Raw genomic sequence first — 22,572 nt, 5'->3', positions numbered from 1 at the left:
GTCCACCGGCTTGACCTCGTGCGTTGGCGGCAGAATGCTGGGAGGTGCGACATTTCCGACTATACGCACTCAAGGCTTATTTCGAACGTCCGGCCGCAAGCCACCGGACGCCCGAGGCCGCTGCCCGAAAGCTGCGGGCCCCCGACCGGAGCACCCGCCCGGAACACCCGACCAGGACGCCGAGTTCGGAACGCCGGACACGGATCAGAGCACAACGCGGACCTGCGTACCGCAGGATCCGCCCTCACCCGAAATCACCGCCGGACCGGCGAAGTGATGTCGCGGAGGAGGTAGCCTCCTTGACACGTCGGCGACAACGCCTGATGGTCTGTTACCTGTCGTGGATGGTGCTGTTCACCTGCATCTACTACAGCAACCCGACCCAGCGGATCATCTGGTGGACCGGCATCGGCCTCGGCGGCGTCGCGGCCATCGTGGTCGGTGTGCACCTCAACCGCCCGGCGCACCGGCTGTTCTGGTACCTGCTCGCACTCGCCAACCTCAGCTTCACCGCCGGCGAGGTCGTCCAGGTCGTCCAGATGCAGTTCCTGCACCTGGGCACCCCCTACCCCTCCGTCGCCGACGGCTTCTACCTCGCCGAGTACCTGCTGTACGCGGCGGGCGTGTTGGGCTTCATCCGCTGGCGGACGGCGCATCAGGACCGCGCCAGCCTGCTGGACGCCCTCATCCTGACCATGGGCCTGGCGCTGCTCGCCTGGATCTACCTGATCCTCCCCTACGCCCGGAACCCGGACCTCAGCTGGTTCCAGAAGGCCGTGTCGATCGCCTACCCGCTGGGCGACGTGGTGGTCCTCGCCCTGCTGCTGCGCCTGCTGGTGCCACGCGGCGGCGGCAGCCGCGCACTGCAGCTGCTCACCGTCGGCACCGTCGGCCTGCTGGTCTCCGACATCCTGTACGGGCTGATCCTGCTGCACGGCAACTGGCACATCGGCACCCCGGTCGACCTCGGCTGGGCGGCCTTCTACACCGCCTGGGGCGCGGCCGCCCTGCACCCCTCGATGGTCGAGCTGACCAAGCCCGTCCCCAGCCAACAGGTCGATCTCGGCCGGGGCCGGCTCGCCCTGCTCGCCGCGGCCTCGCTGGTCGCGCCGACGATCCTGATCGTCGAGTCCGTCAACGGCAACAACAACAACGCCGGGGTGATCGGCGCCTTCTCCGCGCTGCTCTTCCTGCTCGTGCTGGCCCGCCTCGCGATCGTGGTGAGCGCCCGGCGGGAGGCCATCGCCCGCGAACGGGTGCTGCGCGAGGCCGGTGCCTCGCTCACCGCGGCCGTCACCGTCGAGGAGGTCGCCGACGCCGTCCAGGGCGCCGCCTCCACCCTGATGCCCACCGAGGCCGGGCACGTCGCCCTGCTCGCGGTCAGCGAGGCCGGCGTCCTGCACATCCGGCACGCCGAGCGCGGCCCCGCCCAGCACCACCTGCGCGACGGCACCGACTCCGACGAGGTGCTCGCCCTCGCGGCCGTCCGCGAGACCCGGTTACTCCCCGTCGAGGACATCGGCACCGATCTCGCCGTCCGCTTCGACGGCATGCCTTCCGCCCTGCTCTGCCCTCTCACCCTGGCCGAGCGCCCCTCCGGCGACCCGCTGATCGGCGCCCTCATCGTCACCGGCACCGAGCAGGAGCTGACCAGCCTCTGGAGCTCGCTGGAGATCCTGGCCGCCCAGGCCGCCCTGGCCGTCGAGCGCGTCATGCTGAGCCAGGAGATCAACCGCCGCAACAGCGAGGCCTACTTCCGCACCCTGGTGCAGAGCGCCAGCGACGTCATCCTGATCCTCAACGCCGACGACGGCGTCCGCTACGCCTCCTCCTCCGCCCAGCGCGTCCTCGGCTACCCCGCCCTGGACGGCGTCCTGATCACCGACCTCGTCCCGCCCGAGGACAGCCGCGCCGTCGGCAGCGCGCTGGCCCGGATGCGGGGCCTGGACGGCAGCGGCACCCGCTCCGGCAACGACCGCGAGCCGCAGCGCGAGCACTGGCGGCTGCTGCGCCAGGACCGCACACCCATCGAGGCCGAGGTCCGCTGCAACGACCTGCGCGGGGATCCGACCGTCGGCGGCCTGGTGCTCACCCTGCGCGACGTCACCGAGCAGCGGCAGATGGAGCGCGAACTCACCCACCGGGCCTTCCACGACTCCCTCACCGGCCTGGCCAACCGGGTGCTCTTCCAGGACCGGGTCGGCCACGCGCTGTCCCGGGGCGAGCGCAGCGGCGCGGTCACCGGCGTGCTCTTCATCGACCTGGACGACTTCAAGGTGGTCAACGACACCCAGGGCCACGCGGTCGGCGACGAGCTGCTGGTGGCCGTCTCGCTGCGGGTCTCCACCGCGCTGCGCACCTCCGACACGGCGGCCCGGCTCGGCGGCGACGAGTTCGCGGTGCTGGTGGAGGACGCGGTGCGCCCGGCGGACGTCGGCGCCATCGCCGACAGCGTGCTGGCCGCGTTCGTCGAGCCGTTCAAACTGAGTGCGGGCGCGGTCCGGGTGACGGCGAGCATCGGCGTGGCGACCACGGAGGACAGCGTGGACGCGGCGGAGCTGCTCACCCACGCCGACCTGGCCCTGTACTCCGCGAAGTCGGCCGGCAAGCGCCAGTGGTGCCACTACCAGCCCGCCCTGCAGGCCGGGCTGGTGGAGCGGCACGAGCTGAACGAGAACCTGGACACCGCGATCGCCGAGTCCGCGTTCAAGCTCTACTACCAGCCGATCGTCGACCTGGCGACGGGCGACCTGGTGGCCTTCGAGGCGCTGGTCCGTTGGCCGCACGACCGGCGCGGCATGGTCCTCCCGGACGAGTTCATCGCGCTCGCGGAGGAGAGCGGCCAGATCGTGCCGCTCGGTGCCTGGGTCCTGGAACGCGCCGCCCAGGAGGCCGCCGCCTGGCAGCGGCTGAGCACCGACCGCCGCCGCGCCGCCGGGCGGCCCCCGCTGCGGGTCAACGTGAACGTCTCGGCCCGGCAGTTCCGGGACGCCGGCTTCGTCGACGTCGTCCGGGGCGCGATCCGGGCCTCCGGGATCGACCCCAACGGGCTGGTGCTGGAGCTGACGGAGTCGGTGCTGATGCGACGTGACGAGCGGGTGCACACCGACATGCGCACGCTCAGCGAACTGGGCGTGGGCATCGCGATCGACGACTTCGGCACCGGCTACTCCTCGCTCTCCTACCTGCGGGAGTTCCCGATCTCGATCCTGAAGATCGACAAGTCCTTCATCGACGGGCTCGGGATGTCGCAGCAGCAGTACGCGCTGGTCGAGGGCATCACCAGGATCGCGGACACGCTCGGCGTCCAGGTCATCGCCGAGGGCATCGAGAACACCGAACAGCGCGACCTGCTCGCCGCCATGGGCTGTCCCCTCGGCCAGGGCTACCTCTTCGCCCGGCCGCTGACGCCGGACCAGGCCGGCGCCCTGGTCCGGGGCGAGTCCGACCTGGCGGGCGTGCGGCGCAACTGACAGGGCCGGCGCGCCCTCTCAGGCCTGCGGGCCCTGCGGCGGCACCACCGTGGTGCTGACCACGACGCCGGCGGTCAAGGTCCGGTGCACCGGGCACTTCTCCGCGATCTCCAACAGGCGCCGGCGCTGTTCGTCGTCGAGGTCGCCGTCCAGCCGGATCTCCCGGGTGATGCGGTCGACGAGCCCGTGCCCGCTCTCGCACTCGGCACAGTCCTTCGCGTGCACCCGCTCGTGCCGCAGCGCGACCGTGACCTTCTCCAGCGGCCAGCCCTTGCGCTCCGCGTACATCCGCACCGTCATCGAGGTGCAGCTGCCGAGCGCGGCCAGCAGCAGGTCGTAGGGGTTCGGCCCGCTGTCGGCGCCGATCGGCGCGGGCTCGTCGGCCACCAGCTCGTGGCGGCCGGCCCGGACCTGCTGCCCGTACCGGCCGTTGCCGTTCTCGCTCACCACGACGAGCCCGCGGTCGGCCTGCTGCTGTTCCATCGTCATCCTCTTCTGCGGATCCGGTCGTGCCCTGTGACGCCCCGACTCCGGGGGTGCCGGGCCACGCCCGGCGCTCCCACCCTACGGAGCCCCGCACAGGTGCCGTTCGAAGAACCGCGCCGCGCCCTCCGGCTCGAACGCGGGCACGGCCCCGTGGCCACCGGGGTTGGCGTGCAGCGTCTTCTCGCCGGAGCCGAGGGCGTCGAACAGCGCGAGGCCCGCCTCGCGCGGGACCAGTTCGTCGTCCCACTGCAGCACGAACTCGACCGGGACGGTCACCCGGGCCGCCGCCCCGGCCAATGAGTCGTCGCCGGCCAGGCCCAACACGGCGGCGCGGATCCGCGGTTCGGCCGCGACGAGCGGAAGGCCGATCACGCTGCCCAGCGACAGGCCCCAGTAGCCCACCGGGTGCTCCGCGCCCACGTCGTCGAGTTCGCGGAGCGCGTCCAGCACCGCCCGCCACTCGGGCACCGCCCGCGCCGCGAGGTCGGCGGTGTGGCGGACGACCTCGGGGTTCAGCGGCTCCCCCGCCGCCAGCAACGCCCCGATCTCCGTCGTGAACCACTCGTCCCGCTCGGTTCGCGGCCGGTCCCCGTGCCCGGGCGCGTCGACCGCCGCGACCGCGAAGCCGTACGCCGTCACGCAACGGCGGGCGCGGGCCACCAGACTCGCGTGCCGCTTGTGCCCGCCGCCGCCGTGGCCCAGCAGCACCAGCGGGCGGCCGCCGACCGCGCCGGCGGGCGACCAGAGCACGCCGGGAACCCCGTCGAGGGTGAAGAGGCGTTCCGAGACGCCGTCCGAGGTCGTCTCCGCGAGGAAGCGCATGGGTCGTGGCCTTTCGGGATCCCGTCGGACGCTCCCCCGGCCGCCCCGCCGGGCGAACCGGACGGCTGCGCGGAGGGGAGCAGGATCATGTGTCAGGGAACCGTACCCGACACCCCGTTCGGAGGGACAACCGTTTCCCCGCCCGGGCCGACCGGACGGCCGCCCGCTCCCCCGGCGGGTTTGGCGGGCGCCGGACGGGCAAGGCGAGGGCCCGGCGGCCCGCACCGGCGGACCGCCGACGAAAGGAGCGGAGATGGAGGTTCTCCACATCGTCATCGTCGCGGTCGTCGCGGCGGCCGCACTCTTCGCCGTCCTGACCCCCCGGCTGCGCTCGCGCAGGCTGCGCGAGCGGTTCGGGCCGGAGTACGACCGCACCGTCCTCGTCCACAACGGCGACACCCGCGCGGCCGAACACGACCTCGCCGACCGGCTGGCCCTGCGCCGCCGGGTGAAGACCGTCCCCGTCGAGGCCGCCGACCGGGACCGCTACCTGGCCGAACTGCGCGGCCTGCAAGCCCTGTTCGTCGAGGACCCGCGCCAGTCCGCCGTCCGCACGGCGCGACTGCTCGATGCGCTGCTCACCGACATGGGCTACCCGGACGAGGACCGGCCGGAGGTCCTCTCCGTCGATCACGCGGCCCGGGTGCCCGCCTACCGCGACGCCCGTCGGACCCTGGACGACCCGGGCGCCGACAGCGAGGAACTGCGCCGTTCCGTGATCGCCGTCCGCGACCTGGTCGTGGAACTGCTCCACGACGACCGCGGCGGCGTACTCACCCGCCACTGACCGGCCCCCGTCCGTACAGCGTCCGTACAGCGCCCGAACGTCGATCGATCCGCACGTCGATCCGCACGACGTCAGTCCGAGGAGGAGACGATGACCCGCATCGAGCAGCACCGCACCGGAAACGGCCCGAGCGACGACGACCGGGCCGGTCACGGCAGGGCCCACCGCGCCGATCCGCGCCACGCCGGCCCGCACCTCGGCGGCCGGGCCGGCACCGGACAGGAGCAGCGGGCTGCCCGGGCCGGCAGCCCCCGGCACGCCGCCGGCCACGAGCGCACGCCCGAGCCCGCACCGACGTCCGCTTCTGCCCCCGCTCCCGATCCCGCTCGTCCGGACGGCGCCGCGCTCCAGGTGTTCCCGGCGGTCCGCGAGCCCGAGCCGCCCACCCCGCCCGCCGTCCCCGCCGCTCCGGCCGCGCCGCCCCTGATGCCGCAGGCTCCGCAGCCCCCGACCGCCCCGAGCGGCGAGGCCGTCGCGCGGACCGCCCCCGGCCGACCGGTCGGCGGCCTCGGCCCCTGGCTGGACGCGCAGGCCGTCCAGGAGGTGCGGGCCGACTGGGAACGCGCCCAGATCGCCTTCGTGGACGACCCCGCCGGCTCCGTCGCCGCCGCCGACGGCCTGGTCGGCCGGACCGCCGACCTGGTCGCCGAGGCCGTCCGCCGACGGCTGGAGGACCTGCGCGAAGGCTGCCGCACCCCCGACGAGGAGCCCGGCGCCCGCACCGAGCAACTGCGCCTGGCGATGCGCGACTACCGCTCCGCCCTCGACCGCCTGCTCGCCTGACCGCACGCCCCAGCACGCCCCAGCACGCCCCGAGCACGGGAAGGAACTCGTCATGGGTATCGGTGGCTGCATCATCCTCTTCGCCCTGGGCGCCATCCTCGCCTTCGCCGTCGACTGGCACCTCTCGGGGGTCAACCTCGACGTGGTCGGCGTCGTCCTGATGGTGGCCGGCCTGCTCGGCCTGGTCGTCTACGCCCGCGCACTGCGCCGCCGCCGCCCGGTGAGCCCCCGCGCGGCCGACCCGGTGGTGGAGGAGCGCCGCTACTACGACGGCACCTGACCCCCTCCTGGCCCTCTTCCGCCCCCTCTGGCCGCCGGACGCCCGTACGGGTCCGGCGGCGCAAGGGCGTTCGCGGCGACGGCCGGAGCCGGGGCGGCCTCAGGAGGTCGCGCGCGGGCCGGGGGTGGCGAGGAGCAACGACGGGCCCTCCACGGCGAGGGCCGTGAGGCCGGTGGCGGTACCGGAGGTGTGGCCCTCGCCCGGCTCCCAGCGGACGCCGTCCCCGGCCGAGACCGGCACCCGGTGCCCGTCGGCACCCGCCACCCAGCCCTCGCCCGCGATCACCAGGAAGAGCTGGGCCACCGGAGCCGGATGGGCGCCGATCGTCCCGCCCGGTTCGATGACCAGGCAGGTCAGGTGGACGGTTCCCTCGCCGGCGGCGACCGGAGTGGCGGTGGCGCCCACGCTGTCGAAGCGGTCGACGACCCTCTCCGCGCGGTCGAAGCGGAACATCTCCAAGAAGGGCTCCTCGCAAGATCGGAAAACACCCGATCGTACGGGGCGCCGAACGGGGCCGGGACTGCGAGCCGTGCCGGGACGGCCCCGGGCCGGGGCTGCCCGTGGGAGAACGGGCAGCCCCGGCGGGTCAGTTGACCGGGTGCGGGTGACCCAGGTGGGGGAAGACGGGGAGCAGGTCGACGTGCGGGGGGATGTGGTCGCTGGTGATCTTGCCGCCGGAGACCATGGCCAGCCGGGCCGAGGTCACGTCGTCGACCAGCGTCCGCCCGTTGGGGTAGATCGCCGGACGGGAGCGGTCGTAGCGCAGGATGTCCGGCAGCACGAGCTTCAGCGTCTCGGTGGCCGCCTCCGTGGTGTAGTCCCCGGTGTGCTGGAGGACGGCCGTCCAGGGCTCCCGGTACTTCGCCCAGTCGTCGGCCGGCTCACCCGTGTTGTAGGCGTCCTTGACCTCCTCGGCGTTGAAGTACGCCGTCAGGGACGGATGGGCGCCCCGGTCGACGGAGATCAGCTGACCGTCCTGGTGCAGGCTGACCCGCGCCCAGACACCGATCGTCGGGTCCGGCCCCAGCTCGGCGTCCGGGACTTCGAGGGCGATGCCGAAGACGTTCGCCTCGGCCATCGCGTCCTTGCCGGTCCAGGTGAAGTTGTTGACGATCCCTTCGAGGTCGGCGAAGAAGGGGTCGCTGCGCAGCCCGACGGAGAGCTTGTAGCCGTCGGCCCCGACGACGTCGGGTGCGTCGCCGAAGGCCACCGGGACGCCCGCGAAGAGGATGTCGCCGGTGGCCTCGTGCTTGCGGGCGGCCTCGCCGGTGGCCCGGTGGACGGTGACGGTCTGGCCGCCGGTGTCGGGGTCGGAGAAGGTGAAGGAGTAGGCGACGTCCGCCTGGTCGTCGCCGTCGCTGTCGATGTTGAGCCGGTAGACGGCGTTCGGGTGGAAGGCCGTCGCCTGGGTCGGCGCGTACGGGTTCACGTTCATGATGAGCACCGTCCGGCCCGAGGCGTCGGCCGCCGGGAACGCGAACAGGTCGGTGAGGTCGAGCCGGGCGTCGCCCCGGGGAGAGCGGAGGTTGGGACCGCTGAGGTGGTGGGACATGGCTGCGCTACCTCGTCTCTGCGTTCCCCCCTGGCTGTCGGCTCTGTTGCTACCAGTGGGGCCCGTACAAGAGGGGGAGGCCACCCGTACAGAAGGCGGCCGTCCGCCGATTGGCGGACGGCCGGGAGGTGCGTGAGGGTAGGTCAGACGGAGCGGGCGAACTCGACGAAGGCCTGCCAGGCGCCCGGAGCGAAGGTGAGGTGGGGGCCGCTCCTGTCCTTGGAGTCACGGACGAGGACGGCGTCGGGGGCGCTGGCGACCTCGACGCACTCAGTACCCTCGTCTCCGCTGTAGCTGCTCTTGTGCCAAGCGATCTCGACGCAGTCGGCACCCTCGTTGCTGCTGTAGCTGCTCTTGAACCACGCCAGCTCGGTCATGCTCACCGCTCTCCCAGAATCCGCTCGATCAGGGCCAGGGACTGTCGCGTGTCAAGTGCCTGCCCCCGGATGCTGCTGTACCGTGCGGCAATCATACGGACTTCCTCCGGGTCCGTGATCAACCTGTTGACGTGCTGCACCTCCACGTAGGCGATCTGCGGCTTCCCGCTCGGCGTGAGGAGCGTGAACGGGCCACCCATGCCCGCGTCTCGGTTCGATCCAGCGGCATGACATGGAGTTCCAAGCCGCGGACCTCCCCGACCTTGACCAGATTCTCCAGCTGGCCTGCATGAACCCCCCAACCGCCGATCGGCCTCATCAGCAGGCTCTCATCGATCACCCAACTGACCACCGGCCGCGGCCAGCGAGTCAAGATCTCCTGTCGAGCCATGCGGGCAGCGACCCACTGATCGATCTGCTCGTCGGACAGCAAAGGCCTTCGCATCTCGTACAGCGCCCGAGCATAGGCTTCCGTCTGCAGCAGGCCAGGCATAGTCATGGTGCTGTAGTTGTGGATCTCTACAGCCTTCGCCTCCTCCGTCGTGAAAGCCTTCGACCAGGCAGGGTGCCGCGTACTCACCCTGACCTTGGCCCTCATGACGTCATCGGAGATGGCCTTCAACATGCCTCCAGCCCCGACCAGTTCATCAACCGCCGCCAGGAACTCCACCCTCGGGGTCCGTCGACCCCGCTCGACCGAACCGATATGGTCCTCCCCGTACCCGAGCCTTTCGGCCATCTCGCGCTGGGTCAGCCCCGCCCGCTCCCGGAACATCTTCACCAGCTTCCCCACCGCGCTGTAGAACTCCGCGACCCCCTCCGAGCCCTCCGGCAGCTCGCCGTCTTCGAAGACCACCCGCTCGTTGCCGCCCATGACAGCCTCCCCATCCTTGCTCGCCCGAGCCTTCGACCGGTTAATCCCGGGCCAGCCGCCAGACCAACAGTCCGCATCCGACCAGGCACTCTCCGTACTCGTCCGATGCATGGTCAGGGTACTTCCGAGCCACCAGGCTTTGTCACATGAAGTCCGAAATTCCCCTCGACACCGCGACCGCCCGCACTCACACCGCGCAGCTCACCGCTTCCCCCAAGGGCGCCTCGACCGGTCGCCGGATCGCGAGACAGCAACTCACCGCCTGGGGTCTCAACTCCCTTGCCACCGACGTCTTCCACTCGGCGCTGCTCGTGGTCGCCGAACTGGCCACCAATGCCAGCACCCACGGGCGGGTGCCGGGCCGCCGGTTCGAGCTCGCCCTCACCCTCACCACCACACCCCGGGGCGGCACGAAGCTGCGCATCGAGGTGTCCGACTGCCGGGGCGACCGGCACCCCGCCGTGCCCGCCTCCTGCGCCGCCCACTCCCAGTCCGGACGCGGTCTCACGCTCGTCGGTGCGCTCGCCGACCGCTGGGGCAGCATCCCCCGCCACCCCAACGCCAAGACCGTCTGGGCCGAACTCGACCTCCCCCATGCGCGCTGAAAACCCCTCCGCTCAGGCCGCCGCGCTCACCCTGCTCCCCCTCACCCTCCTCCTCGCCCTCATCGCCTGGACCTACCTCGCCCGGCCCGACGAACCGCCCACCCCAACGACCCCCCGAGCCACCGTCACCCCAACCCCCTGAACGCGACATGGGAAGTCGGCCTGGCCGACTTCCCACTCCACGCCCCCGCGTTCGCCCCTACCCGGCCTCCTCCGTGCGGAAGGTGCGCCGGTAGGCGGCGGGCGTGGTGCGCAGGGCCTCGTGGAAGCGTCGGCGCAGGTTGACGGCCGAGGAGAGGCCGACCCGGCGGGCGATGGTCTCCACCGGCAGGTCGGTCTCCTCCAGCAGCGCCCGGGTGGCGGCGAGCCGCCGGTCCAGCAGCCAGCGTCCGGGGCTGATGCCCAGCTGCTCGGTGAAGCGCCGGGTCAGCGTGCGGGCCGAGACCTGGGAGCGGACCGCCATCTCGGCGACGCTGACCGGCTGGTCCAACCGCCCGGACAGCCACTCCAGCAGCGGGGCGAGCGAGTCGGCGACCGGTCCGGAGGTGGGCAGTTCGGCGTACTGCAGCTGGCAGCCCTCGCGGTGCGGCGGCATCACCATCTGCCGGGCGATCCGCAGCGCGTACGCGGCGCCGTGGTCCTCGCGCACCAGGTGCAGGCAGAGGTCCACGCCGGCCGCCGATCCGGCGCTGGTGGCGATGTCGCCGTGGTCGACGTAGAGCACTCCGGGGTCGACCCGGACCTGCGGGTACCGGGCGGCCAGCTCGTCGGCCCGGGCCCAGTGGGCGGCGGCCCGGCGGCCGTCCAGCAGTCCGGCGGCGGCGAGGACGAAGACACCCGAGCAGAGGCTGACGATCCGCGCGCCGCGCCGGTGCGCCCGGCGGACCGCCTCGACCACCGCCGGCGGCACCTCGTCGTCGGCCGCCTGCTGCCGGCCGGGGACCAGCACGGTGTCCGCGCGCTCCAGCGCCTCCAGGCCCGCCGTGACCAGCAGGTCGTAGCCGGCCTGGGTGCGCACCGGGCCGGGGTGCTCGGTACAGACCTCGAACGCGTAGCGGGCCGGGACCGCCGGGCCGTGGTCACCGAACACCTCGGCCGCGCAGGCCAGCGGGAAGGTCGACTGCTGGGGCTGCAACACCGCCACCACCCGGTGCGGCGCCGGGGGCTTCGGCAGCGAACGTGGCGTCATGACGCGAAAGTACCCCATCATGTCGTTCAGGACACTGGGGCTGACCAATTGGTAGAGACCACTATCAATGCTGTGACCACCGCGAAGCCCCTGACCCAGTTCTCACCGCTCAGCGATCCGCCCGGCGACGGGCCCGGCGCCCCGCCCCGCGACCGGCCCACCGATCCGCCGACCGCCCGGACAGTCGCCAGGACGCCCGGCCGGCCCCCGCTGTGGGACCAGCGGTTCACGCTCTTCTTCACCGCCCGCACGGTCTCGATGTTCGGCGACGCGATGATGCCGGTGGCCGCCGCGCTCGCCGTCGGCGCGCTGTACGGGATCTCCGGGGTAGGCCTCGTCCTCGGCATCTGGACCGGGTCGTTCGTCGTCGTGGTCCTGTTCGGCGGGGTGTTCGCCGACCGGTTCGGCGCGCGCCGGATGATGGTCGGCGCGGACCTCGTCCGGGTGCTCACCCAGGGGGTGCTGGCGGCCGCGTTCTTCGCTGGTCCGCCGCCGTTCTGGCTGCTGGTGACCATGGCGGCGGTGGCCGGGGTGGCCGTCGCGATGTTCCTGCCGGGGGCGAACGGGATGGTCCCGCAGGTCGCCCGCGATCCCCAGCGGGCCAACGCCACGCTCAAGGTCGCCGACGCGCTCGCCCAACTGCTCGGCCCGGCTTTCGCGGGGCTGCTGATCGCGCTGACCGGCGCCGGGACGGTGTACGCGATCGACGCCGGCACCTTCCTGCTCAGCGCCCTGTGCCTGGCGCTCGTCCGGCTCGCCCCGGCCGTCGTGCCCGCGGGTACCCCGGCCGACGCCGCCGCCCGCACCGGCGGTGCGCTCCGTCGCGACCTGCGCCGGGGCTGGCAGGAGTTCCGCTCCCGCACCTGGATGTGGGCGGTGATCCTGATCTGGATGGGCTACGGCGTCCTGGTCTTCGGCCCGCTGGTACCGCTCAGTTCGGCGCTGGTCGGCGACCGGCTCGGCCCGAACGCCTACGGCCTGGCGGTCTCCTTCCTCGGCGCCGGGACGGTGCTCGGCGGCCTGCTCGCCCTGCGGGTGCGCCCGGCCCGACCCCTGGCCGCCGGCACGGTCGCGATGGCGCTGTACACCGTGCTGCCGCTCTGCGTGGCGCTGGACACCGGCCTGCCGGTGCTGCTGGCGGGCCACGTCCTCGGCGGCGGCGCCCTGGCGTTCTGGTCGGTGATGTGGGCGACCAGCGTGCAGACCCACACCCCGCCCGCGGTGCTCAACCGGGTCTCCGCGTACGAGCTGGGCGGCTCGGTGTCCGGCATCGCGCTCGGCCAGATCCTGGCGGGCCCGGCCATCGCGCTGGCCTCCCCGGGGCGGCTGCTGCTGGTGTCGGCGGGCGCCTGCCTGGCGGGGTGCGTGGCACTGCTCGCGATCCCGGCGATCCGCACGCTGCGCCGCGCCGCTCCCGCGGACGACGGCCGGCCGGGGGTGCCGGACGGCCCGCACGGGGAGTGAGCGGACCGACGGCCACCCCGGGGCCGGGCCCGGGACGGCGGAGAACGCCTCTCAGGCCCGGCCGGCCGGGTCGTGACCGGTGACGGCCCGGGCGTAGGAGCAGAGCGCACCGACCACCTCGGTGCGGGTGCGCCGGCCGGCGAGCACCTCCATCTGGTAACCGTCCTCCATCGCCACGAAGTTGGCGGCCAGCAGGCGCGGCGGATCCGGGAGGACGAAGTGGCCCTGCGCCTCGCCGAGGACCAGGATCCCCGAGTAGACGGCGATCTGACGTTCCGTCAAGGCGCTGTCCAGTGCGGCCGCCTTGGCATCGCGCAGGCAGCGCGGCCAGTACTCGAAGAGCAGCCTGGTCAGCGCGTCCTCGGGCCCGGTGGCGACGCCGTTGTCGATGCAGGCCCTGAGCTTGTCGCGGGCGTCGGCGAAGCCGGCCGCCGCCTCCTCGCGCCCACGGCTGTAGCGCTCGATGGCCCGTTGGTAGGTCTCGTGGACCAGTCCGTCGAGGTCGCCGTAGTAGAGCACGGCGGCCGGCGTCACTCCGGCCTCCTCCGCGATGTCGCGCAGCCGCAGGCCCTCCAGGCCGCGCACCATCAGGGCGCGCTGCACCGCCGCCCCCAGCTCGGCCCGGCGGGCCTCCTTGCCGCTGCCCTTCTTGGCCGCCACGCCCGCTCCCTCCGCCATTCCTCTTACATGCGAATTTAATAATACCTCTCCATGTCTTGACGGGCGGGGCGCAGCTCTCTTAAATCTGCGTTTAACAACTCCCTCCCCCAGGAGCCCGCCGTGACGACCGCCCCCCACGCCACCGACGTCAGACCGGTCCCACCGCCCGCCCCCGAAGGAAAGGGCCTGCGCACCGGCTCGGTCGGCCTCGCCGCCTCGATCGCGCTCGGCCTTTCCTCCGTCGCCCCGGCCTACAGCATCGCCGTCACCCTCGGCTTCGTGACGCTCGTCGCCGGGGACCTCGCCCCGGCCGCGCTGCTGCTCGGCTTCCTGCCGATCCTGCTCACCGCCTTCGCGTTCCGCGAGCTCAACCGGGAGATGCCGGACTGCGGCACCACCTTCGTCTGGACCACCCGAGCCTTCGGTCCGGCCGCGGGCTGGCTCGCCGGGGGTTGGGTCGCGCAGGCCGCCACCGTCATCGCGATGACCGCCCTCGCCAAGGTCAGCGCCGGATACCTGCTGGCCCTGCTCGGCCTGCACACGCTCGCCGACAGCAGCGCCGGCGTCACCGCCACTGCCGTCCTGCTGCTGGCCGGCCTCACCGCGATCGCCTATCGCGGCCTGCGCGTCGCGGCCGCCGTCCAGTACGCGCTGCTCGGGCTCCAGCTGCTCGCCCTGCTCGGCTTCGGCGCCGCCGCCCTCGCCCGGCCCGGCGCCGCCACCCCGTCGCTCGGCTGGCTCGACCCACTCGGCTTCGACGGCTTCGGGCCGTTCGCCCAGGCCGTCCTGCTCTGCCTCTTCATCTACTGGGGCTGGGACGCCCTGATCACCACCAACGAGGAGACCCGGGACAGCGGACGGATCCCCGGCCAGGCCGCCGTGATCTCCACCCTCGTCCTGCTGGGGACGTACCTGTTCACCGCCTTCGCCGCGCTCTCCTTCGCCGGCGCCGGCACCGACGGCCTCGGGCTCGGCAACCCCGACAACGCCGCCGACGTCCTCGCCACCCTCGCCCCGCCCGTCCTCGGCGACGCACTCGCCCGGGTGATGCAGCTGGCCGTCTGCGTCTCGGCCGCCTCCGCGCTGCTCACCTGCCTGGTCGGCACCTCACGGGGCACCCTCTCGATGGCCACCCACGGCGCTCTGCCGCGCGCCTTCGCCCGCATCCACCCCCGCCACCTGACCCCCGGCTTCGGCACCGTCTTCTTCGGCGCGACCGCGGCCGGCCTGCTCGTCCTGTTCACCCTGGTGTCGAGCCACTTCCTCGGCGACGCCATCCTCTGCATCGGCCTGCTGATCGCCTGCTACTACGGCACCACCGCACTGGCCTGCGTCTGGTACTTCCGCGACCGGCTGCGCGACTCCCCGCGCGACCTGCTGCTGCGCGGCGTCCTGCCCCTGCTCGGCGGGCTGCTGATGCTCGCGGCCTTCGCCCGCAGCGCCACCGACATGTACGACCCGGCGTACGGCAGCACGTCCTTCCACGGCGTCGGCGGGGTCTTCCTGCTCGGCGTCGGCTCCATCGCCGTGGGCGCGGTCGCCATGCTGGTCGCGCGCACCCGCCTGCCCCGCTTCTTCCACGACGGCCGCACGGCCGTCGCCCGGCTCACCGTCACCGACACCCCCGACACCCCCGACACGACCGTCTCCACCGACCTGACCATCCCGACCGACCCGACCGAGGGCTGAACCACCATGCGCACGCTCGCCATCGCCGCTCTGCAGACCTCGCCCGTCCCCCACGACCTGGAGGCGAGCTGGCAGCGCTTCGCCGACCAGGTCCGGACGACGCGCGCGCTCTTCCCGCACGTCCAGCTCGTCGTCGTCCCCGAACTGCTGCTCGCCGCCGAGGGCCCGCTCCTGCGGCCGGCGCCCGCCGACTGGATGGAGCAGGCCGCCGTCACCGTCCCCGGCCCGCTCACCGACCGGATCTGCGCACTCGCCGTGGAGACCGGCCTCTGGCTCGTCCCCGGCAGCCTCTTCGAGCGGGACCCGGAGGACGGGCTGGTCTACAACACCGCCATCGCCGTCTCCCCACAGGGCGAGATCGCGGCCCGCTACCGCAAGGTGTTCCCCTGGCAGCCGTACGAACAGACCGCCCCCGGCAGCGAGTTCACCGTCTTCGAGATCCCCGGCACCGGCCGGGTGGGCCTGGCCGTCTGCTACGACGGTTCGTTCCCCGAGACCTACCGCCAACTCGCCTGGCTGGGCGCCGAGATCGTCATCCAGCCCACCCTCACCACCACCCGCGACCGGGAGATGGAGCTGGTCTGCGCCCGCGCCAACGCCTGGACCAACCAGGTCTACGTGGTCAACGTCAACGCGGCCGACCCGGCCGGCGTCGGCGGCAGCGTCGTCGTCGACCCCGAGGGCATCGTCCGCCAACAGGCCGGCGCCGGCGAGGAGGTCCTGGTCGACGTCCTCGATCTGGACGCCGTCACCCGCGTCCGCCGCCACGGTTCGGCCGGCCTCAACCGCCCCTGGGCGCAGCTCGCCCGCTACGGCGACTCCGTCCGGCTCCCCATGTACGGCGGCACCTTCCGCACCCCGCACTGGCTGCGGGAGGAGGAGGCGTAGCCCGGGGCCCCTCCCGGTCCCCCGCGTCAGCGTCACCCCGACCCCCGACCCCTGAAAGCGACGTGGGAAGTCGGACCGGCCGACTTCCCACGTCACGCGCGCTCGTGCACACCGTCCCCGGCGGCCCCGGCGCCTACCAGGGCAGCGGGCCCGCTGCTCCGAAGTAGCCGCCGGTCGGACCGTCCGGCCCCAACTGGGCCATCCGGACGATGATCTCGGCACCCTGCTCGACGGTCTGCGTGCCCGCGTGCCGGTTCAGGTCCGTCGCGGTGTAGCCGGGCTCCACCGCGTTGATCCGCATCAGCGGGAACGACTTGGCGAACTGCACGGTGAGCATGTTGACCGCGGTCTTGGAGGCCGGGTAGGCGACCCCCGGGTACCCGTGGCCGGCCCGGGTCAGCGAAGCGAGGCCGCTGCTGACGTTGACCACGACCGGCGTGGCGGAGCGCTCCAGCAACGGCAGGAAGGCGTGGGTCACCCGGACCAGGCCGAAGACGTTGGTGTCGAACACCTCGCGCAGCACGTCAGCGGTCAGCTCCGCCGCGCCGATGATCTCACCCTCCGGTGACCGCACCTCGATTCCGGCGTTGTTGACCAGGACGTCGAGGCCGCCGTCGGCCTCGACGGTGGCCACGGCGGCGGCGACGGACACGTCGTCGGTGACGTCGAGTTGCACGAACCGGGCGCCGAGCCCGGCCGCGGCCGCCGTGCCCCGCTCGGTGTCGCGTGCGCCCAGATAGACGGTGTGGCCCGCGGCGATCAGGCGGCGGGCGGTCTCGTGGCCGAGGCCCTTGTTGGCCCCGGTGATCAAGGTTGTCGTCATGGGGCACAGCCTCGCTCCGGGGCGGTGCCGCCGACCACTGGTTTACGGCTCGGTCACCGCGACCGTGCCGCACCGGGAGGACCGGTGCGGCAACGGTGCGACGGATCAGGACTTGGCGTACACCAGCTCGCCGCCGACGTACGTCCGCTCGACCCTGGCCTCGGCGATCTCCTCGGCCGGGGCGGCGAAGAAGTCGCGGTCGAGCACCACCAGGTCCGCGAGGTGGCCGACCCGCAGGCTGCCCGCGTCGTCGAGGCCGTTCACGTGGGCGGTGCCGGCCGTGTAGGCGGCCAGGGCGGTGGCGAGGTCCAGCCGCTGCTCGGGCAGGAACACCCGGCCGTCGGTCGCCTCGGGCTCCATCCGGTTGACGGCCACGTGGATGCCGGCGATCGGGTCCGGGCTGCTGACCGGCCAGTCGCTGCCGGCCGCGAGGGTGGCACCGGCCCGCAGCAGGCCGCCGAACGGGTACTGCCAGGCCGCCCGCTCGGGGCCGAGGAACGGGATGGTGAGCTCGTCCATCTGCGGCTCGTGGGCGGCCCAGAGCGGCTGGATGTTGGCGATCGCGCCGAGCTCGGCGAAGCGCCGCAGGTCGCTCGGGTCGACGATCTGGAGGTGCGCGAGGTGGTGCCGGGTGCCGCGCCGGCCGTTGGCGGCCCGCGCGACCTCGATCGCGTCGAGCGCCTCGCGCACCGCGCGGTCCCCGAGCGCGTGGAAGTGCACCTGGAAGTCGAGCGCGTCCAGCGCCGTCACGTACGCGCACAGCGCGGCGGGGTCGACGAAGCTCAGACCGGAGTTGGCGGTGGCGCAGCCGCAGCCGTCCAGGTAGGGGGTGGAGAGCGCGGCCGTGAAGTTCTCGGCGATCCCGTCCTGCATGATCTTCACCGAACCGGCCCGGAACCGGCCTCCGGTCAACTTCTCACGCCGGGCGACGAGTTCGGCGATCTGCTCGGCTCCCCGGGCGCGGTCCCACCAGAGCGCACCGGTGACCCGCGCGGTCAGCGTCCCGGCTGCGGCGGCCGCGGCGTAGGCGTCGGACGGGTCCGGCTGACCGTTGAACTCACCGAGCAGGGCGTCCTGCCAGCCGGTGATGCCGAGCGAGTGCAGCAGTTCCTGCGCCCGGTGCAGGCCCGCCAGCCGGCCGGCGGCGTCGGACGGCGGGACGAGCCGGGCGACCAGACCGGTGGCGCCCTCCTGGAGCGTCCCGCTCGGGGTGCCGTCCGGCTCGCGCTCGATCCGGCCGTCGGCCGGGTCGAGGGTGTCCCGGGTGACCCCGGCGAGCTCGAGGGCCCTGGTGTTGGCCCACGCGCCGTGGTGGTCGCGGTTGACCAGGTAGACGGGGCGGTCGGGCACGACCGAGTCGAGCAGCTGCCGGGTGGGCACCCCGCCGTCGAAGCTCTCCATCGACCAGCCGCCGCCGGTGATCCAGGCCCGGTCGGGGTGGGCGGCGGCGAACGCGGCGATGCGGCGCAGGTACTCGTCGGCGCCGACCGTCCCGGTGAGGTCGCACTCGGCGAGTTCCATGCCGCCGAAGACGGCGTGGATGTGCGCGTCCTGGAAGCCGGGGATCAGCAACCGCCCGTCCAGGTCGACGACCTCGGTGCCGGGGCCGATCAGCTCGCGGACCTCGTCGTGACCGACGGCGGTGATCCGCTCGCCGGTCACGGCGAGGGAGGTGGCGCGGGTGCGGGCCGGGTCGCCGGTGTGGACGGGACCGTTGGTGAAGACCAGGTCGGCCTTGGGCATGGGTGGTGCTCCTGGAAATTCGGCGGCCGGGTGCGGCCGGGTACGGGGCGGCGATCGGGCCTGGGAGGCACAGGCGATCGGGCCTGGGGGCACAGGCGATCGGGCCTGGGGGCACAGGCGGTCGGGCCTGGGGACAGGCGGTCGGGCCTGGGGACAGGCGATCGGGCCTGGGTCAGGGGTCAGACGGTGCCGGTCCGGCCCGCGGCGACGGGGTCGGCGGCCGGGTCACGGTCGGCGGTGGCCGGATCGGCGCCGGCCCGGTCGGCGGCGGCCCGGTCGGCGGCGGGCGGCTCGACGGAGGCCGGGCCGGCCGGCGCGGGCCGGTCGAAGTACGCGGACCGCCGGTAGAAGCGGGACCACGCGGCGGCCACCAGCCCGGAGCCGATCATCAGCACCGGCACGGACAGCCCGAACCAGCCGTTGTCGGCCGACAGCTCGAAGTGGTCGGCGGAGTCGTAGAGCATCCAGCAGAGGTAACCGCCGACCGCCAGCAGCACCGCTGCGCCGAGCAGCGGGGCGACGACCGCGCGCAGCCCCTCCAGCGGCGCGGTGCGCAGCAGGTGCCGGAACCGCACCGCGGCGGCCACGGCGGTGAGCGCGTAGTAGAGCGCCACCACGATGCCGATCGCGTTGACCGTCGCCGAGATCAGGTCGTTCACGGTCGGGATGACCAGCGAGAGCAGGGCCAGCAGGATGGCCGCGCCCGAGATCAGCAGGGTGCCGGCGGCCGGGGTGCCGTAGCGGGGGTGGATCCGGGTCCAGACCGCGCCGAGCGTGCCGTCGCGGCCCATCGCGTACATGCCCCGGGCGGTGGGGATGACGGAGGCCTGCAACGAGGCCACCGCCGAGAAGGTGAGCGCGATCAGCGGCAGGGCGGCCAGCGGCTGCCGGGCCAGCTTCTCGCCGAGGTAGGTCAGCCCGTGCGCGCCGTTGTCGGCCAGCTCGTCGATCGGCAGCACCCGCTGGAAGGCCGTCCCGGCGACCAGGAAGAGCAGCAGCATCACCACCAGCGCGATGAAGCCGCCCCGGGAGGCGTCGCCCGGCTCGCGGACCTCCTCGCTGATGCTGAAGACCGACTCGAAGCCCCAGTAGCAGAAGACCGCCAGCACCATGCCCTGCGCCAGGGCGTCCAGCGAGGGGATCGCGAACGGGTTGTACCAGTCGAGCGAGAACGGCTGGTCGCCGGCGAACAGGCCGTAGCCGCAGAAACCCAGCAGCACCACGTACTCGAAGATCAGCAGGTACTTCTGCAGCCGGGCCGCGAGGTCCAGGCCGCGCACCGCGACCAGGGCCGCGGCCACCAGGACGACCATGCCGAGCAGGGTGGCCTGGAGCGTGGAGTCCGCGTCCAGCCGCAGCCCGGCCACCGAGCGCACCTGCGCCTGGCCGAGCAGCTGGATCAGCGCCGACCCGGTCACGGTGGTGGTGTAGGCCATGAACACCACGGTGCCGACGGTGTTCACCCAGCCGGTGAGGAAACCGAGCCAGGGGTTGAGCACCCGGCCGACCCAGGTGTAGCTGCTGCCGGAGTCCGGATCGACGCGGTTGAGCCGTCCGTACGCCCCGGCGATGCCGAGCACCGGGAGGAAGGCCAGCAGCATGATCGCCGGAAGGTGCAGGCCGACGACACCCGCCATCAGGCCGAGCCCGATGCCGATGCTGCTGGTCGCCGCGGTGCTGGAGGCGGCGAGAACGATCCCGCCGACGACGCCGACGGACTTGCGCATGGGGCCCGCAGCATCGGACGCACCGGTTCTCGGGGTGTCGCCGGGGTCCTTGACCGTCGTTGCCAACGGATCACCGCCTTGATCGTGGGGGGAGCAGGGGTGGCGGCCGGTACCTGTCCGGGCCGTGGCGGCCATGAAAGCCTGGCGCCCGCCACACGTCAATGCTGTTGTCATAAGCCTCGATACCCTAGGCTCCCCGCCATGACGGAACGCGTGGTCCCCGAACCGCAACGGCGGCGCCGGAAACCGACCAAGCAGGGCACGGTGCTGTCCGAGCAGGTCATCGTGGCCACCGCCCTGCGGCTGATCGGCCAGCACGGGGCGGCGGCCCTCACCGTGCGCCGCCTCGGCGCCGCGCTCGGCGCCGATCCGAGCGCGGTCTACCGGTACTTCCACAACACCGACGACCTGATGCTGGCCGTCGCCGACGAGCTGATCGGCCGCGCCCAGCACGGCCTGCGGCTCAGCGGCGACTGGCGCGCCGACCTGCGCGCGATCGGCATGCGCGTCCACGCCGCCTACCAGGCGCACCCCCAGGCCGCCCTGCTCGCCGCCCACCGCACCACCGGGCGGGACAACGAGATACGGGCGGTCGAGACCATCCTCGGGGTACTGCGCTCAGCCGGCTTCCCCGACCGCGAGGCCGTCCCGATCTACCACGCCTTCATCGACCAGGCCCTCGCCTTCGCCGCCCAGGACGCCGCCGCCCTCGCCCTGCCCGACCCGGCCCGGGACGCCGACCTCGCGGTCTGGCGCGTCCGCTACAGCCGCCTCGGCCCCGACACCCACCCGAACATCGCCGCCACCGTGGACCTGCTGATCACCGACATGGACCGCAGCGGCTACCCGTTCGCCCTCGACCTGCTCCTGGAGGCCGCCGCCGCCCGGCTCGCGGCGCACGGAGGCGGCGCGCCCTCAACGGCGGCCGCCCGCTGACCGGTCGGCCGCTGACCGGTCGGCCGCCGACGCCTGGTGCGCGGGTCGCCGGTGGGGGCTCTTCGCGGGGACGGGCGTTCGCGAAAGCGTCCCGGCGTGCCGCCTCGCCGTCTCGCCGTCTCGCCGTCCTGCCGTCTCGCCGGCGGCCTCGTGCTCAGCCGGCCGGGGGCGTCAGCCGACCGTCGCCCGGCGCTCCTCGCTCGGCCGGGCGGTCGGCAGGTGCGGGGTCCCGGCGGGCGGGAAGGCGTGGCGGCGGGCGAGTACGGCGGTGAGTGTGGCGGCCGCCAGGAGTGCGGCGGCCGTCCAGGGCAGCGCGGCGGTTCCGGAGGACGCCAGCACGGTGGCGCCGAGGAGGGAGCCGACGGCCATGGCGACGTTCCATCCGGTCACCCAGAGGGAGTTGGCGGTGTCGGGGTCCTTCGGGGCGGCCTTCACCCCGGCGGTCTGCATCAGGGTGGGGATGCCGCCGTGGCTGACACCCCAGAGGGCGGCGGCCGCGAGGACCGCCGGAGTACTGCGGCCGAACAGGCCGAACGCCGCCAGCGCGAGCGTGGCGAGCAGCAGCAACCCGACGGTCGCGGTGCGCAGCGCACGGTCCGCGGTGGCACCGGCGATCCAGACGCCGAGCATGGACCCGAGGCCGAAGACGAACAGCACCGTGCCGGCGCTCACCCCCAGGCCGGCACGGTCGACGAAGGGGGCGATGTAGGTGTAGAGCACGTAGAAGCCCACGACCATGGTGACCGAGGCGAGGTTGACGGCGGCGATCCCCGGGGTCCGCAGGGCGGCGAGGAGTCCCGCCCCACCGCGCGGCGGCTCGCCGGGCAGCTTCGGCAGGCCCCGGAGGGCGACGGCGGCGAGCGCCACGGCGAGGACGGTGAGCACGCCGAAGGTCCAGCGCCAGCCGATCAACCCGCCCAACGCCGTCCCGGCCGGGATGCCGAGGGAGAGGCCGACCGTCATACCGGCCAGCGCCGTGGCGATGGCCCTGCCGCTGCGCTCGGGGGCGAGCCGGGCGGCGTAGGCGGGGACCATCGCCCAGAGGAGTCCGGCGAAGACGCCCGAGGCCAGCCGCGCCGCCAGGACCAGGGGGAACGCGGCCGAGACCGCCGTGACGAGGTTGGTGGCCGCGAAGCCGAGGAGCAGGGCGACCAGCAGGGTGCGGCGGGGGCGACGCAGGGTCCAGGCCGTCATCGGGACGGCGGTGACGGCGGCGGCCAGCGCGTACACGGTGACGAGCAGGCCCGCCCGCGCCTCCGTCACACCGAGGCCGGCGCTCATCGCGGGGAGCACACCGGCCGGCAGGGCTTCGGTCAGGATGGTGATGAAGGCGGCGCCGGAGAGGACGAGCAGTCCGCCCAGCGGCCACCGGGATGCGGTAGCAGTGGTCATGCCGGGACGCTAAGACCCTCAC

General features: G+C 73.4%; 21 protein-coding genes and 1 pseudogene. 10 read left to right on the top strand and 12 right to left on the bottom strand.

Going from position 1 to position 22,572, the window contains the following annotated elements:
* The first annotated feature begins 299 nt into the window (after window positions 1-299).
* The gene (locus ACFVYI_RS08965) at window positions 300-3,473 is read left to right on the top strand and encodes a putative bifunctional diguanylate cyclase/phosphodiesterase (protein WP_387882521.1); all 3,174 of its coding nucleotides are present in this window, start codon (window positions 300-302) and stop codon (window positions 3,471-3,473) included.
* Window positions 3,474-3,491: 18 nt separating this feature from the next.
* Here ACFVYI_RS08965 and ACFVYI_RS08960 read toward each other — a convergent pair whose 3' ends face one another.
* Window positions 3,492-3,956, bottom strand: coding sequence for an OsmC family protein (locus ACFVYI_RS08960; RefSeq protein ID WP_387882519.1), 465 nt, complete (start codon window positions 3,954-3,956; stop codon window positions 3,492-3,494).
* 81 nt (window positions 3,957-4,037) lie between these two features.
* Entirely contained in the window at window positions 4,038-4,781 is a 744-nt protein-coding gene (locus ACFVYI_RS08955; protein ID WP_387882518.1) for an alpha/beta hydrolase, read from the bottom strand.
* Window positions 4,782-5,034: 253 nt separating this feature from the next.
* Here ACFVYI_RS08955 and ACFVYI_RS08950 point away from each other — a divergent pair, with 253 nt between their 5' ends.
* The 3 genes from ACFVYI_RS08950 (at window position 5,035) to ACFVYI_RS08940 (ending at window position 6,631) form a co-directional block, all read left to right on the top strand.
* Entirely contained in the window at window positions 5,035-5,568 is a 534-nt protein-coding gene (locus ACFVYI_RS08950; RefSeq protein ID WP_387882516.1) for a hypothetical protein, read from the top strand.
* Window positions 5,569-5,658: 90 nt separating this feature from the next.
* The gene (locus ACFVYI_RS08945; RefSeq protein WP_387882514.1) at window positions 5,659-6,351 is read left to right on the top strand and encodes a hypothetical protein; all 693 of its coding nucleotides are present in this window, start codon (window positions 5,659-5,661) and stop codon (window positions 6,349-6,351) included.
* Between the two features lie 52 nt (window positions 6,352-6,403).
* Window positions 6,404-6,631: a DUF6458 family protein gene (locus ACFVYI_RS08940; protein ID WP_387882512.1), complete on the top strand. Its 228-nt coding sequence runs from the start codon at window positions 6,404-6,406 to the stop codon at window positions 6,629-6,631.
* Between the two features lie 99 nt (window positions 6,632-6,730).
* Here the strand turns inward: ACFVYI_RS08940 and ACFVYI_RS08935 are convergent, their stop codons facing one another.
* The 4 genes and pseudogenes from ACFVYI_RS08935 to ACFVYI_RS08920 all read right to left on the bottom strand — a co-directional run bounded on the left by ACFVYI_RS08935 (window position 6,731) and on the right by ACFVYI_RS08920 (window position 9,299).
* Window positions 6,731-7,084, bottom strand: a complete 354-nt coding sequence (locus tag ACFVYI_RS08935) for a cupin domain-containing protein (RefSeq protein ID WP_387882573.1) — start codon at window positions 7,082-7,084, stop codon at window positions 6,731-6,733.
* 133 nt (window positions 7,085-7,217) lie between these two features.
* The gene (locus ACFVYI_RS08930) at window positions 7,218-8,183 is read right to left on the bottom strand and encodes a DUF4331 family protein (RefSeq protein ID WP_387882510.1); all 966 of its coding nucleotides are present in this window, start codon (window positions 8,181-8,183) and stop codon (window positions 7,218-7,220) included.
* 143 nt (window positions 8,184-8,326) lie between these two features.
* Window positions 8,327-8,560: a DUF397 domain-containing protein gene (locus ACFVYI_RS08925; RefSeq protein WP_387882509.1), complete on the bottom strand. Its 234-nt coding sequence runs from the start codon at window positions 8,558-8,560 to the stop codon at window positions 8,327-8,329.
* 2 nt (window positions 8,561-8,562) lie between these two features.
* Window positions 8,563-9,299: pseudogene (locus ACFVYI_RS08920) on the bottom strand (DUF5753 domain-containing protein).
* Window positions 9,300-9,580: 281 nt separating this feature from the next.
* Here ACFVYI_RS08920 and ACFVYI_RS08915 point away from each other — a divergent pair.
* Both ACFVYI_RS08915 and ACFVYI_RS08910 read left to right on the top strand, forming a co-directional pair.
* On the top strand, window positions 9,581-10,039 hold the full coding sequence (locus tag ACFVYI_RS08915; RefSeq protein ID WP_387882507.1) for an ATP-binding protein: 459 nt from the start codon (window positions 9,581-9,583) through the stop codon (window positions 10,037-10,039).
* The gene (locus tag ACFVYI_RS08910; RefSeq protein ID WP_387882505.1) at window positions 10,029-10,181 is read left to right on the top strand and encodes a hypothetical protein; all 153 of its coding nucleotides are present in this window, start codon (window positions 10,029-10,031) and stop codon (window positions 10,179-10,181) included. The genes ACFVYI_RS08915 and ACFVYI_RS08910 overlap by 11 nt, the downstream gene beginning before the upstream one ends.
* A gap of 57 nt (window positions 10,182-10,238) precedes the next feature.
* Here the strand turns inward: ACFVYI_RS08910 and ACFVYI_RS08905 are convergent, their stop codons facing one another.
* Window positions 10,239-11,228, bottom strand: a complete 990-nt coding sequence (locus tag ACFVYI_RS08905; RefSeq protein ID WP_387882504.1) for a helix-turn-helix domain-containing protein — start codon at window positions 11,226-11,228, stop codon at window positions 10,239-10,241.
* Between the two features lie 72 nt (window positions 11,229-11,300).
* On the opposite strand from ACFVYI_RS08905, the gene ACFVYI_RS08900 reads away from it, so the two are divergent.
* Window positions 11,301-12,692: an MFS transporter gene (locus tag ACFVYI_RS08900; protein ID WP_387882502.1), complete on the top strand. Its 1,392-nt coding sequence runs from the start codon at window positions 11,301-11,303 to the stop codon at window positions 12,690-12,692.
* A 51-nt stretch (window positions 12,693-12,743) separates the two neighbouring features.
* Here the strand turns inward: ACFVYI_RS08900 and ACFVYI_RS08895 are convergent, their stop codons facing one another.
* On the bottom strand, window positions 12,744-13,352 hold the full coding sequence (locus ACFVYI_RS08895) for a TetR/AcrR family transcriptional regulator (RefSeq protein ID WP_387882501.1): 609 nt from the start codon (window positions 13,350-13,352) through the stop codon (window positions 12,744-12,746).
* Between the two features lie 120 nt (window positions 13,353-13,472).
* Here ACFVYI_RS08895 and ACFVYI_RS08890 point away from each other — a divergent pair, with 120 nt between their 5' ends.
* Window positions 13,473-15,041 carry an APC family permease gene (locus ACFVYI_RS08890; protein ID WP_387882500.1) on the top strand — a complete coding sequence of 523 codons (1,569 nt, stop codon included), beginning with the start codon at window positions 13,473-13,475 and terminating at the stop codon, window positions 15,039-15,041.
* Between the two features lie 6 nt (window positions 15,042-15,047).
* Window positions 15,048-15,929, top strand: a complete 882-nt coding sequence (locus ACFVYI_RS08885; RefSeq protein WP_387882498.1) for a carbon-nitrogen hydrolase family protein — start codon at window positions 15,048-15,050, stop codon at window positions 15,927-15,929.
* Between the two features lie 133 nt (window positions 15,930-16,062).
* Here ACFVYI_RS08885 and ACFVYI_RS08880 read toward each other — a convergent pair whose 3' ends face one another.
* The 3 genes from ACFVYI_RS08880 to ACFVYI_RS08870 form a co-directional block, all read right to left on the bottom strand.
* Entirely contained in the window at window positions 16,063-16,752 is a 690-nt protein-coding gene (locus tag ACFVYI_RS08880) for an SDR family NAD(P)-dependent oxidoreductase (RefSeq protein WP_387882496.1), read from the bottom strand.
* A gap of 105 nt (window positions 16,753-16,857) precedes the next feature.
* Window positions 16,858-18,495 (bottom strand): amidohydrolase, encoded by a 1,638-nt coding sequence (locus ACFVYI_RS08875; RefSeq protein ID WP_387882494.1) that lies wholly within the window; start codon window positions 18,493-18,495, stop codon window positions 16,858-16,860.
* Between the two features lie 179 nt (window positions 18,496-18,674).
* Window positions 18,675-20,222: an APC family permease gene (locus tag ACFVYI_RS08870; RefSeq protein ID WP_387882492.1), complete on the bottom strand. Its 1,548-nt coding sequence runs from the start codon at window positions 20,220-20,222 to the stop codon at window positions 18,675-18,677.
* Between the two features lie 201 nt (window positions 20,223-20,423).
* Here ACFVYI_RS08870 and ACFVYI_RS08865 point away from each other — a divergent pair, with 201 nt between their 5' ends.
* Complete coding sequence (locus ACFVYI_RS08865; RefSeq protein ID WP_387882490.1) at window positions 20,424-21,158, top strand: TetR/AcrR family transcriptional regulator; 735 nt, start codon at window positions 20,424-20,426, stop codon at window positions 21,156-21,158.
* Window positions 21,159-21,329: 171 nt separating this feature from the next.
* Here the strand turns inward: ACFVYI_RS08865 and ACFVYI_RS08860 are convergent, their stop codons facing one another.
* The gene (locus tag ACFVYI_RS08860) at window positions 21,330-22,550 is read right to left on the bottom strand and encodes an MFS transporter (protein WP_387882488.1); all 1,221 of its coding nucleotides are present in this window, start codon (window positions 22,548-22,550) and stop codon (window positions 21,330-21,332) included.
* Window positions 22,551-22,572: the final 22 nt, after the last annotated feature.

It is taken from the genome of Kitasatospora sp. NPDC058218, assembly GCF_042882445.1.
Taxonomy (GTDB): Bacteria; Actinomycetota; Actinomycetes; order Streptomycetales; family Streptomycetaceae; genus Kitasatospora.
The sequence above is the reverse complement of the archived record's forward strand: the minus strand, read 5'-3'. Positions and strand labels throughout refer to the sequence as shown.